This is a genomic window from Streptomyces sp. SBT349 (assembly GCF_001083795.1).
GTDB lineage: Bacteria > Actinomycetota > Actinomycetes > Streptomycetales > Streptomycetaceae > Streptomyces.
The window spans coordinates 1-12668 of the sequence record NZ_LAVK01000223.1 but is presented as its reverse complement, the minus strand read 5'-3'; the positions used below and the strand labels follow the sequence as shown (position 1 = coordinate 12668).

Genomic DNA, 12668 nt, shown 5'->3' with positions numbered 1-12668 from the left:
AGGGGGAGGAGGTGACGGAGGCTGAGGCATGGTCGTGAACTCCCTCGAACGCGAACACCGCCGCGGTGTCAGCCGAGTTCGACGGCTCGGATGCCGCGGCGAAGGACCGTCCCAGCATCCGAGGACCCCGCCCTGGAACCCATCCCGCGGACCTATAGGACGGCCCTGTGGCCGACCCCCATCCGGCAGCGCCACTGGTCCTGGGGTCGGTGGGGGTGCGCGACGGAGGTCCGAACGCGCCGGAGCCACCTCTAACCTGAGCGGGTCACGACGCTGACCTGGGGGGACTCACCATGCGCACGCATCCCGAACGGCTGATCGTCCCTCCCGGCCTGTGGGAGCACGAGGCGGTCCGGCAGGCGCTCATGAGCCGGAATGTCGGCGTTCTCTTCCGGCACTTCCGCCGGTACACCGGAGCGAGCCAGACGATCGTCGGTGCTCGAGTCGGGCTCGCGCAGTCCGACGTCAGCGAGATCGAGCGCGGCGTTCGCGTGGTGCGGAGTGTCGACGTGCTCACCCGTGTCGCCGTCGGTCTGGAGATTCCGGCGGCTCTGCTGGGGCTCGCCGCCCCCGTTCAGTCGTGCTCGGTCGCTAGGGTGGCTGCATCGGAGCGGGAGGACGATGTGCGACGTCGTGACCTGATGGCCGGAGCGCTGGGACTGGGCGCCGGGCTGAGTGTCGGTACCGGTACGTCCGCCGCCGCGGATTCCGCCGGAGGCGATCCGAGTGCGGCCATGGAACGCGCCCTGTTCGAGCCCCTCGACGCGCCCCCGGCGCGTCTGGACGATCTGCACACCCTGCTCGCCTCCGCGCAAGGGGACTTCACGGGCGCTCACTACGCGGCTCTCGGCGGTGCCCTGCCCGTTCTGATCGCCACGGCGGAGGCGACGCGGGACGCCTCGTCCGGGCGGGCGCGGGAACGGGCGCAGGCCGTGGTCGCCCGTGCCTATGTGCTGGCCACCGAGCTGGCCGTCAAGCAGCACTCGGAGGTGGCCTGGGCCACTGCGGACCGGGCGCTGATCGCGGCTCGCGCGAGTGGCGATCCGAAGCCGCTGGCCGAGGCCGCCCGGGTGCTGGCGATCACGATGCGCCGCGCCGGCCGGGGCCGGGGTGCCGTGGACCTCCTGGCCCGGACGGCGTCCTCCCTGGAGACGGAGCGGGGCACGCCGGTCGCCCAGACGCTCGCCGCGCGGGTGTGTCTGCTGCTGACGGCCGCGTACACCGCCGCCTCGGGGCACTTGCGCGGCACCGCGCTCGATCTGCTGGAGGAGGCGGAGGAGTTCGCCGAGCGCCTGCCTGCCGGTGGCGCGCCCGCCGGGTTGTTGACGGTCGCGGCGAGCCCGGCCGAGTGCGCGATGTACCGGATCAGCACGTTCAACGCGCTGGGCACGCCGGACGAGGGCGTCCCGTACGCGGGCCGGGTCGTCATCGGACAGTTGGCGAGCACGGAGCGCCGGGCGCGGTTCGCCACCGACACCGCCCGCATGTGGCACCAACTCGGCGACGGCCCCCGCGCGTTCGCCGCGCTCCGGGCCATCGAGCGAACGGCCCCGGAGGAAGCCCGCCGCCCGGCGATCCGCACCCTCACCCTCGACCTGCTGTACTCACCCCACAGCCTCCCCGGCCTGCGCGCCTTCGCCACCCGCACGGGAGCGCTCGCCGCGGGCTGGGACCGTTCGACTCCGACTACCGATTCCGCGGTTCGTCGCCGGGGGCGGTGGCGTTGGGGGTGCGCTTGTCATGAGGAGTTCTTGGTGATGGTCCAGCCGCCGTCGACCGGGATCGAGGCTCCGGTGATGTAGGAGGCGTCGTCCGACACGAGGAACGCGATCACCGCCGCCACCTCCGACGGGTGGCCCAGGCGTCCGGTGGCGGTCTCGGCGGCGCTTCGGCGGCGGTCCTCCTCGCCGATGTCGTCCCAGGCCGCGGTGAGGATGGGCCCCGGCAGGACCGTGTTGGTCCTGAACCGGCCGCCGTACTCGGCCGCCAGCTGCCGTCCCAGCCCGGTGAGTCCGGCCTTGGCGGTGGCGTACGCGGGGCGCTGCTTCAGTCCGAACCAGGCGTGGACGGACGAGACGAGCACCACCGAGCCGTTGCGGGCGCTCCGCAGGTCGTCGACGAAGGTCCGGGTGCCGAGGAAGGCGCCCGTCAGCATCACGTCGAGCTGGTGCCGCCACCGGCTCAACGGCATCTCGTGCAGCGGCGCGAGGTCGACGGACACGGCGTTCGAGACGAACGCGCTGACCGGGCCCAGGCGGCCGCGGACGGTCTCCGCCGCGAGGCGCCAGTCGTCGGGCTCCGCCACGTCGCACACGATGCCCACCGCGTCCGAACCCTCGGGCGAGAGGGCGCGCGCGGCCGCGTGGACCGAGGGGGAGATGTCGAGCAGGGCGACGGCGAACCCGTCGGCGTGGAGGCGCCGGGCGGTCGCCTCGCCGATCCCTCGTGCGGCGCCCGTCACGACCGCGACAGGACGTGTGGTCACGGGTGTCCTCCTTCTTCCGAGGTGGTGCCCTCCAGCCGCAGGGGCAGCCGGACCTCGGCGCCCGGCGCGAGGCGTACCAGAGGGCTCAGCACCTCGCACTCGACGATCCGGGCGGGCGGGTTGAGCCCGCCGAGGTGCGCCAGCGGTGCGGGGAGCGGGTGCTCCAGCCACACCTCGGCCCGCGCCCCCTCGTCGGGGTAGGGGGCGCCCGGGTCGGTGTCGAAGGTCCAGGTGACGGAGAGCCCCGCTCGTTCGTAGCGCAGGTGCCCCGAGGCGTGCGGGAAGCCCAGCTTTCCGACGACGTCCTGCGGCGGTATGGTCACCAGCCCCTCTTCCCGGGATGCCCAGGCGGGGGCACCGGTGCCCGCGACGAGTTCGACCGGCCGGCCGGCGGGGTCGTCGACCTCGACCCGCACCTCGCCGCCACCGGGCAGCTGGGTGATGTTCCACAGCGCCCACTCGACCGTCCGCGTGCCGGTGTTGGTCGCGGTCAGCTCCATCTCCACCCCGCCGGATCGGCGGGGCAGCGTGATCCGGCGCGTCAGGCGCAGACCGGTCCGGGGGTCGTCGCCGCTGGTCAGGGTGATGCTCGCGGCGTCGGGCGAGCGGTCCACCGTCCAGGCGTACGGACCGGAGTCGAGCACGGGGTCCGGCGGCCCGGCCCACTGGGCCGGCGAGTCCCACCCCTGCGGGGCTGGCCAGGTCTTGTCGCCTCCGTAGTTCCGCCAGTCGCCCATCGTCCCCGCGACCGGGGCGGGCACGTGCCCGTCGACGGGGTGGAGGTCGTCGCGGAGCAGCGCGGGGTTGCGCCACAGCGCCTCGCGGCCCCCCGCGCGCATGCTGAGCAGGCGGCCACCCAGCGCGGGGACGACGCCCAGCCGCAGGTAGCCGTTGTCCATCCACACGACCGGGTAGGCGGGCCCCTCGACGACGTCGACGGTCACGGTCCCGCCGGCCGTCATCGGCGGACTCCCCGGGCGGCTGGATGGCCGAGGAACACCCGACTGGTCCGACATGTGCGCCTCCCTCTCGCGTGCGCGGATGATCCGTAGTTGGCTGCGTCCACCGCGGCGGTTCCGCACGCGGAGCAGGAGCAGGAGCAGGAGCAGGAGCAGGAGGAGCGGGAGCAGGGATGCCCATCCAGGAGGGGTTCACCGGGCAACGACTGGTGGTCGTGCCCCGCCCCGTTGTCGCGCAGGCCGTCCAGCGGCCCGTGACGCGCAGGCTCACGGTGACCGACGCGGGGTACTACCCCGAGGCGGCCGATCACCAGATGTGCCGCGCCTCCGGCACGGGCGAGTCCGTGATCATCGTCTGCTCGGCGGGCACAGGCTGGGCGCGGGTGGACGGGGACCTGCACCAGGTCGGCGCGCGCCAGGCCCTGATCATTCCGCGCGGCTGTCCGCACGAGTACGGGGCGGGGCCCGACCATCCCTGGACCATCTGGTGGGCTCACCTGACCGGTAGCGATGTTCCCGAACTGATCGACAGCCTCGGCGTCTCGGCGCGCCGGCCGCTCACGTCGGTGCGGACGATCGAGCGTGCCGTCGCGCTCCTGGACGAGATCGTCACGACCCTCGAACGGGACCAGTCGCCGCCACGGCTGCTCGGCGCCTCCGGCGCGGCGTGGAAGCTCATGACCCAGCTGGGCGTGGACCGGCTCCTGCCGGGGCCGGGCGATCCCCTGCAACGTGCCATGGCCTATCTGCGGGACAGGCTGGACGCTCCCGTGCGGGTGCCCGAGCTGGCGGCGCTGGTGGGCGTGTCCGCCTCGTATCTGAGCACCCTGTTCCGTCGCGCCACCGGAGGGGGCGTGCTCGCCTACCACACGGCCCTGAGGATGGCGCGGGCCCGCCAGCTGCTCGACGTGACCGACGCGACCGTGCGGGAGATCGCGCGCGATATCGGCTACGACGACCCGTTCTACTTCTCGCGGATCTTCCGGCGCCACCACGGAGTGAGCCCGACGACGTACCGCGAACGGGATCGCACGCCCTGACGCCTCGACCGGCCGGGCCCGCCTCCCGGCGGGGGCGGTCACGGCGCCACCGACGTCGCCCGCAGCAGGACGGAGCGGTCCACGTCGAGCGACGGCGCCTCCAGTCCGTATCCCTCCAGCACGCGGCCCGGGAGGGTGACGCCGTCGTCGAGCCACGGTGGGCGCTGCCCGGCGGGCACCGCGTCGGTCACGACGACCTCCGCCACCCGGTAGTGGCGCCCGGGGTCGAGGCCGGGCAGGCGCAGGCGTTCCGGCGGCCACGCGGCGGGCCGGTCGAGCACGGCGAACTGGTAGAGCGCGTCGGTCCGGTCCGTCGAGACGACCCCTTCGAGGCGGACCTCCGGCTGGGTGTCGGCGTGGACGACGGTCCCGGTGTGCAGGAGGCCGCGCGTCTCGCGGTGCAGCGTCACCCAGCGCCGGACCGCGGCGGTCTCGGCCTCGTCGGCGCGCGTGAGGTCGATCTCCACGCCGAGATGCCCCCAGAGCGTGGTGGCCGCCCGGAACGCGAGCGGTGCGACGCGCCGCGTCGTGTGCGACTCGTGCGCGCCGATGTGGGTGCCCTGGAGCTCGGGAGGCAGCAGCAGCGTCGTCCAGCGCTGGATGTCGACGCGGTCGTGCGGGTCGTTGCAGTCGGAGTCCCACACGCGGTCGGTGTGCTCCAGCACGCCCAGGTCGATCCGCCCGCCGCCGGAGGCGCAGGACTCGATCTCAAGACCCGGGTGCGCGGTGCGCAGGTCGTTCATCAGCCGGTACGCCTGCTGTGTCTGGCGTCGCACCCCGGCCCGGCCGTCGGGGGTGTGGCCCGCGTCGGTGAGGTAGCGGTTGTGGTCCCACTTGATGTAGTCGATGCCGAGGCGCTCGACGAGCCGCGAGACGCGGTCCCGCACCAGCCGGTACGCCTCCTCGTGGCCGAGGTCGAGCACGTGCTGGTACCGGGAGGGCAGGCCGGGGCCGTGTCCGGCGTCGAAGACCCACCCGGGATGCTCGCGGGCGAGCCGCGAGTCGAGATTCACCATCTCCGGCTCGAACCACAGGCCGAACTCCATGCCCAGCTCGTGGACGCGCTCGGCGAGCGGGTCGAGCCCCCGGGGCCAGACGTCGGGATCGACGAGCCAGTCGCCCAGCGAACTGGTGTCGTCGCGGCGCCCGAGGAACCATCCGTCGTCGACGACGAAGCGCTCGGCACCGATGGCCGCGCCGCGTTCCGCGAGGTCGAGGAGCCGGTCGAGATCGTGCGTGAAGTAGACCGCCTCCCAGGTGTTGACGGTCACGGGACGGGGCGTCGACGGGTGGCGGGGGCGCGCGCGCAGGAACGCGTGGAAGCGCGCGGCGAGCTGGTCCAGGCCCCACCCCCAGGAACCCACGAGCCAGGGCGTGGTCGTCGCCTCGCCGGTGTCCAGCACGAGTTCGTGGGGGTGCAGCAGCTCCCCCGCCCGCAGCAGGCGCGATCCGGCGGGGGTGCGTTCGGCCGCGAGCGCCTGGTTCCCGCTCCAGGCGAGGTGGACGCCCCAGACGGCGCCGCCGCGGAAGCCGAACCCCGGCTGTCCGGCGATCATGAGGAGCGGCCCGTCGAGCCCCGGCTTGCCGCCGCGGCTCTCCCGGACCCAGCGGCCGAGGGGGAACGGGTGCCGCTGCGGCACGCGTTCCAGGGCCCAGCGCCCGGTGAGGTCGAGGAGTTCGTCCGCGACGTCCGGCAGGGGGAGCGCGAGCTCCAGCCGGTCCACCCGGTACGGGTCACCGAGGTTGCGCAGGCGGGCGCGTTGCCGGAGCAGCCCGCTCGGTTCGAGGCGCAGCTCGACGGTGAGTTCGAGGCGTGACGGCTCGTCGGTGGCGTCGACGACCAGGAGCGCGGCCGGGTCGGCCGGGTCGGCCGGGTCGCTCCCGACGCGTGCCCGGACGACGGTGAACGAGGGCGCCCAGGCCCGCCCGTCGCGGGAGCCCTCGATGCCGGGCGTGCCGAGCCAGCCCTCCGCCAGCTGCGGCAGCACGGGCACGGGCCCCGGATAGGTGATGGCGCTGTCGCCGACCGTCGGCAGGGCGGTGCGCTCCAGCGCCAGCAGGTCGTCCGTGGTCAGGGCGCCGAGGTCCTCGCCCCAGTGCAGGACGCGCGGCAGCCGCCGGTCCGTGAGCGACACGACGACGCTCGTGCCGCCGCGCCGGAGGTGTACGACCGGTGCGGTCGGCTCCGTGGTCGGCTCCGTGGTCGGCTCCATGGTCATCCCTTCAGTCCGCTGCTGGCGATGCCGCTGAAAAAGTGGCGTTGCAGGACGAGGAACACCAGCACGAGCGGCAGCGAGCAGATGAGCGCTCCCGCCATCAGCGCGGGGTACTGGGTGCCGAACTGCCCCTGCATGGCCGCGAGGCCGACCGGCAGGGGCCGGGCGTCTCCGCTGGGCGTGACGATGAGCGGCCACAACAGGTCGTTCCACGAGTAGAGCGACGTCAGCACCGCCAGTGCGGCGATCATCGGGCGTGCGAGGGGCAGCATGACGCTCCAGAAGACGCGCAACGTGCCGGCTCCGTCGAGCCGCGCGGCCTCCTCGTACTCCTTCGGCATCGTGACGAACGCCTGGCGCATCAGGAAGACGCCGAACGCGCTGAAGATGCCGGGGATCGCGAGGGCCGGGACGGTGTTCAGCAGTCCGGCGTCCCGGATGATCTCGAACTGGCCGAGCAGGAACAGCTGGCTCGGCACCATGAGGGTGAGGAGGAACAGCGCGAACACCGCCCTGCGGCCGGGGAAGTTCAGGCGCGCGAACGCGTATCCGGCGAGCGCGGCCACGAGGACCTGGCCCGTGACGCGCAGCACCAGCGAGCCCACCGAGACGGCGAGCTGCGTCCAGAACGGGACGGACGCGAAGAACGTCTCGAAGCCCTGAACCGTCGGCGTCCGCGGCAGCACCGAGGGGGGCAGCGACGCCACCTCGTTGCCGGTCTTGAACGCGGTCAGGATCTCCCACGCGAACGGCACCACCATGACCGCCGCCGCCAGCGAGAGGACGACGTGGACACGCCACTCCCCGCGTCGGCGCGGACGGCGGCTCGTCGTGTCAGTCATAGCTGACCCACCGTTTCTGGAGCCGGAACTGGATCGCGGTGGCCCCGATGATCAGCAGGAGCAGGACGACGGCGATCGCCGCGGCGTAGCCCTGCCGGAAGTGCACGAACGCGGACTCGTAGAAGAGGTAGACGATGGTCCGGGACCCGTCGAGCGCCGTGTTGTTGATGCTGCCCAGCATGACGAAGACCAGGTCGAACATCTGCATCGCGGCGATGGTGGAGATCACGACGGTGAAGAAGATCGTCGGCGTCAGGAGCGGCAGGGTGATCGAGAAGAACTGCCGCACCCGGCCGGCACCGTCGAGCGACGACGCCTCGTACAGCGCGGGCGGGATTCCCCGCAGTCCGGCTCCCAGGATGATCAGGTTGATGCCCAGACCCATCCAGATCCCGACGGCGGCGAAGGCGTAGATCGTGAAGCGCTCGTCCGCCACCCAGTACCGCCCCTGGATCCCCACCAGGGAGAGCAGCCAGTTGAACACCCCGAAGTCGCCGTTGAGGATCAGGCGCCACACCATCCCGACGGCGACCGGGAGGGTGACGACGGGGAGGAAGAACAGCACCCGGTAGAGGGTCCGCCCCCGCGAGACCTGCTCGATCAGGGACGCAAGGACGATCGCGAGGGGGATGCCGAGCCCGACGACGATCACGGCGTAGAGGGCCGAGTTGCGGAACGCCCCCCAGAACGCGTCGTCCCCGAGCAGCTCCGTGTAGTTGTCCAGCCCGGTGAACTCCCCCGGGCCGAAGGCGGGAACCTCCATGAAGCTCTTGGAGAGGGTCGAACCGAGCGGCCACAGGTACAGCACGGCGAGCCCGATCGTCGCGGGCGCGATCATCACCAGGGCCCACCAGTCCGTGCGCGTGCTCGTGCTCGTGGTCCGGCCCCTGCTCGTCCCGGCCCCGGCGCGGCGGCGGGGGCGCCGCGCCGGGGTGATGTCCCCGCGCGTCATCGACCGTCGGCCAGGATCTCGTCGATGGCGTCCGCGTAGTCGCGGGCCGCCTCCTCCGGCGAGACCTCACCGTTCCACGCGGGCGCCAGGTACTCGCTCTGGAGTCCCTGCCACTCCGACGCGTTGCCCGCCACCGGCAGCGGGACCGCCTCGTCGACCGCGTCGACGAACACGTCGAGGTTCTCGAACTCGGGCATGGAGTCGACCCACGCCTGTTGCGTTCCCTCGTACGCCGGGAGCACCGCGCCCGTCTCGGCCTGGATCCGGGCGGCCCGCTCCCCGCTCGCGAAGGTCAGGAACCTCGCGACCTCCTCGGGGTGTTCCGTTCCGGCGTAGCCGACGTTCGCGATGCCGCTGGTCACGTTGGCGGGTCGCTCCCCGGCGGGCAGCGGCGCCACGCCGACGTTCGGCCGCAACTCCTCGTTGTCGTAGAACTGGAGGGCCCAGAAGGAGCCGGACATATACATGGCCACCTTCCCCTGCTCGAACATGGTCACCGCTTCGGTGTCGGAGAGCTGCTGGAGGGAGGGCGAGGACCCGTCCGCGTGGAGGTCGGTCCAGAATTCGAGCCCGTCGACGGCTTCCGGGGAGTCGATCGCGGCCGTGGTGCCGTCGTCCGAGACGACCTGCCCGCCCGCCTGGAAGATCGTGTTGTAGTAGCCGCCCTGGGCGTCGAGCGGCGCCGCGACTCCCCACGTCTCGTCGGTGGTCAGGGCCCTGGCAGCCGCCCGGAAGTCCTCCCACGTCCAGTCGGGCGACGGGTGGTCGACCCCGGCCGCGTCGAAGAGCGCCTCGTTGTACCAGACCGCGTTGGTGTCGAAGTCCTTGGGCAGGCCGTATGTCTTGCCGTCGCCCTGGTCGTAGAGGTCGAGGATGGCCTGAGGGTAGTTCCCGAGCTCGACGCCCTCGGACTCGATGGTGTCCGTGATGTCGAGGAGCTGGCCGCCCTCGGCGTAGGGCCTGATCTCCTGGGCGAGCATCCAGAACGCGTCCGGGGCCGTGCGGCCCTGCACCGAGGTCTGGAGCGTCGACCAGTACTGGGGCCAGGGCTGTTCCTGCACCTCGACCGTGATCCCCGGGTTCTCCTCCTCGAAGGCGGTCGCGATCCGCTCCATCGCCGGGGTCTGGGTTCCCGCCCACACGGCGTAGGTGATGGTGACGTCGCCGCCGGACCCACCCCCGCCGCCACAGGCCGCCACCAGCGAGCACGCCGCCAGCGCCGCCGTGCCGCTCGCCAGTCTCCTGGAGGATCTCCTACGCAACGTCATCGCCTTTTCCCTTCACTTTCCGGACGTCGCCGACCCGAGTCCGTGGATACGGCCGGCGGCCCAATCGACGTGCGCGGCCGTATACGCGGACGTGTCCGCCGCCGCGTCCGCCGCCGGGTCCGCCGACGCGCCCCGGGCGGGCGGCTCGGTGCGGAGCACCAGCTCGTCCACGCCCGACAGGTCGACGGTCAGCTCGTGTGCCCGCTCGCCCGCCGTGAGCTCGACCGCGGCCAGTTCGGCACCGTCGCCCAGCACCCGCGCGGTCGCGCTCGTCCCGGGGGTCTCGTCGTCGATGCCGACGCGCACGTCCAGCCGGGCGGCTCGTCCGCCGAGATGGAGGGTGAGGCGCGAGGGCGTCGAGACGCCGAATCCGTCGTCGAACTCCTCGCCTCCGACGCGCATGCGCTGCCCGTCGCAAGGGTTGCCGCCACCGTTGCTCTGGTCGCGCTCCGCCGGGCCGCTCTCGTTGGTGAACGCGGTCAGCCCGAGCGCCGAGAGGGTGTGGACCCCCGCGCCGAGCGGGGCGACGATCCGCGCGTGGCCGACGACCGGCACGTCGCCGCCGGCCCGCTCGACCGTGACGACGCCGACCTCGCCGGGGAGCAGGGTGGACGGCGCCTGCACGCGCCAGCGCGTCGGCTCCGTCGGCTCCGGCGGCCATGCCCGCCATCCCGGTGCGAGCCGGAGCGAGGCTCCCGCCTCGGCACGCAGCTCGGCGAGCCCGTCGTCGGACAGGATCTGCACGGCCGGGGAGACCTCGACCGGCGGACGCGTCGGGCGCGGCGCGGCGCGGAAGAGCTCGGTGTCCGCCGGGGCCAGGATCGCCACGAAGCCGCCCTCGTTCGCGATGTCCACCCGGAGATGGCCGCTCACGACCGAGGTCTCGGCGACGAGCCGGGCGGGGCCGGAGTCGGATGCCGGGTCGGATGGCGGGTCGGATGGCGCGTCGGTCACGATCCACGCCTGCCACGGCCCGTTGCCCAGGCGGGCCAGCGGCACCGTCAGCGTCCGGCCGCGCCCCGTGGCGATGCCCCCGACGAACCACCGGTCGCCGGCCCGCCGGGCGAGTACCGCCTCGGTGTCGGGGGTGCCGGACAGCAGCAGGGTCCTGTCCCAGCCGGGGGCCAGCTCGGACAGGAACCGTGCCACCTCGGGCCGCGAGCGGTAGACCTCCACGTCGTCGGCGAAGTGCGTGATGCCGCTCTCGTAGACGACGGCGAGCGCGAGCTCGTGGGCGTCGCTCGTGCGGCGCTCGGGCGCGCTGAACGCCACCGGCGTGTAGTCCATCGACCCCAGCACGTTGCGCGTGAAGGGCTGGATGACGTTGTGCGCCGGGGAGAGCGGCGCGCCCTGGTAGAACACGTAGTACTCGGCGCCCCTGATCGCCTCGTACGAGACGACGTGCGGCCAGGTGCGGGCCCACCCCCGGGGGATGACCGAACCGTGGAAGTTGACCATGAGGCCGAGCCGGGCCGTCTCGGCGAGCACCGTGTCGTACCACCGGTAGCGGTCCTTGGACTCTGACTCCATGAAGTCGACCTTGATGCCGGCGACCCCCCACGAGCGCCACAGCGCGAGCCGGGCGAGCTTCTCGGGGCCGTCGAGGTCGTGCCAGACGGTCCACAGGTGCACCTGGATGCCGCGCCGGGCGGCGTAGGAGACGATGTCGGGCACCCACGTGGCGTCCCACCCGCAGTCGATGAGCAGGTGTTCCCAGCCCAGTTCGGCCGCGCCGTCGACGAACCGGCGCTGGTGGTCCAGCTGGGCGCCCGAGTAGAAGTCCGACCACCAGGACCACGCGGCCCGCCCCGGGCGGGTCCACCCGGCCGCGTCGAGCGGTGGGCGGGCGGCGGGGGCGAGCTCGTCGACGAGGAGGGTCTCCACGACCCGCGCGAGCGTGCCCAGCACCAGCACCCGCCACGGCGTCACGATCCCGCGCGTGATCTCGACGGCTGGATCGGCCAGGACGAAACGCGCGACGTCGGCACCGATGTCCAGGTGCGCTCCGCTGAAGCGCCCGTCGATCGCCGACTCCGTGATCAGCACGTACTGCTCGGGGTCGGCGCCGCGCCGCAGCAGGACGGGCAGCCCGAACCCGTTCGCCGAGGGGGCCAGGGGCAGGTCGGCGCCGACGCGTGGGGTCTCGTACCAGGTCTGGTAGTCCAGCACCCAGGCGCGGTCGAGTCCGTCGAGGGGCACGGTGGTCAGGTCGGCGTCGAGCGAGGCGTGTCCCTGGAGGTCCGCGAGCGCGTAGCGCCACGCGACGCCGTCGGGCGCCTGGCGGACGTGCACCTGCCAGTGCTGTCCCGATCCGGCGCGAAGCTCGTGGACGATCTCGACGTGCTCGTACGCGTGCGGGCCGATGGCCTTGCCGACGTGGGCACGCCAGGTGTCACGCACGACGCGTTCCGTGGAACGCACGAGGCTCGCCCCGTCGGCGAGATCGACTCCGCCGACGCGGAGAGCCAGCTCGATCCTCTCGAACACCACGCTCCCGCCGGGCGATCGCACGTCGAGCAGGACGCGTGTGCTCTCCACCCGCAGACGGGTGGTCGGGCTCGTCCCGCCCGCGTGGCAGCACGTCTCACCGGCCACGTCATCCTCCTCACCTGGGTGTTTTCGGCATGCGTGGCGACGCTAACGACCCACCGCGGGTGGCAGCCATAGAGGATCTGTCCGGATACCTGGATGATTCGCTTCGGCGGCGACCCGCACCGCTCGGCGCGTGGCGGCCCCGCGCTCGTCCGGACCCGCGGTGGCTCGGCCGTGGGACAACGCCCGGGGCCGTTGTTCAGTGCGCCGGGAGGGGCCCGGAGGCGGCCTGTTCCCAGAGGGCGGGGATGCGGTGACCACCGGGGAGGGCCCGGTCGGTGACGAAGTAGACGCTGGTGGTGCCGTTGTAGGTG

General features: G+C 72.9%; 9 protein-coding genes. 2 read left to right on the top strand and 7 right to left on the bottom strand.

Annotated elements, in window-relative coordinates; genetic code table 11:
* Positions 1–293: 293 nt before the first annotated feature.
* Positions 294–1802: a helix-turn-helix domain-containing protein gene (locus ADY01_RS23885; protein WP_063784331.1), complete on the top strand. Its 1509-nt coding sequence runs from the start codon at positions 294–296 to the stop codon at positions 1800–1802.
* Here the strand turns inward: ADY01_RS23885 and ADY01_RS40795 are convergent.
* Together ADY01_RS40795 and ADY01_RS40790 are read right to left on the bottom strand one after the other, a co-directional pair.
* A complete protein-coding gene (locus ADY01_RS40795) occupies positions 1739–2485 on the bottom strand; it encodes an SDR family NAD(P)-dependent oxidoreductase (protein ID WP_049577450.1) in 747 nt (248 codons plus the stop codon). The two genes, ADY01_RS23885 and ADY01_RS40795, sit on opposite strands and share 64 nt — an antisense overlap.
* Positions 2482–3447, bottom strand: a complete 966-nt coding sequence (locus ADY01_RS40790; RefSeq protein ID WP_049577448.1) for a DUF4380 domain-containing protein — start codon at positions 3445–3447, stop codon at positions 2482–2484. The genes ADY01_RS40795 and ADY01_RS40790 overlap by 4 nt, the downstream gene beginning before the upstream one ends.
* A 170-nt stretch (positions 3448–3617) precedes the next feature.
* On the opposite strand from ADY01_RS40790, the gene ADY01_RS23870 reads away from it, so the two are divergent.
* Complete coding sequence (locus ADY01_RS23870) at positions 3618–4484, top strand: AraC family transcriptional regulator (RefSeq protein ID WP_049577446.1); 867 nt, start codon at positions 3618–3620, stop codon at positions 4482–4484.
* 38 nt (positions 4485–4522) lie between these two features.
* Here the strand turns inward: ADY01_RS23870 and ADY01_RS23865 are convergent, their stop codons facing one another.
* Genes ADY01_RS23865 through ADY01_RS23845 form a run of 5 tightly spaced genes read right to left on the bottom strand, consistent with a single transcriptional unit; the run spans position 4523 to position 12357 of the window.
* A complete protein-coding gene (locus ADY01_RS23865) occupies positions 4523–6697 on the bottom strand; it encodes an alpha-galactosidase (protein ID WP_049577443.1) in 2175 nt (724 codons plus the stop codon).
* A gap of 2 nt (positions 6698–6699) precedes the next feature.
* Complete coding sequence (locus tag ADY01_RS23860) at positions 6700–7542, bottom strand: carbohydrate ABC transporter permease (RefSeq protein WP_049577441.1); 843 nt, start codon at positions 7540–7542, stop codon at positions 6700–6702.
* A complete protein-coding gene (locus ADY01_RS23855) occupies positions 7535–8494 on the bottom strand; it encodes a carbohydrate ABC transporter permease (RefSeq protein WP_078900549.1) in 960 nt (319 codons plus the stop codon). The genes ADY01_RS23860 and ADY01_RS23855 overlap by 8 nt, the downstream gene beginning before the upstream one ends.
* Entirely contained in the window at positions 8491–9762 is a 1272-nt protein-coding gene (locus ADY01_RS23850; RefSeq protein ID WP_063784330.1) for an ABC transporter substrate-binding protein, read from the bottom strand. The genes ADY01_RS23855 and ADY01_RS23850 overlap by 4 nt, the downstream gene beginning before the upstream one ends.
* Positions 9763–9774: 12 nt before the next feature.
* Positions 9775–12357 carry a glycoside hydrolase family 97 catalytic domain-containing protein gene (locus ADY01_RS23845; protein WP_049577438.1) on the bottom strand — a complete coding sequence of 861 codons (2583 nt, stop codon included), beginning with the start codon at positions 12355–12357 and terminating at the stop codon, positions 9775–9777.
* Between the last annotated feature and the right edge of the window lie 311 nt (positions 12358–12668).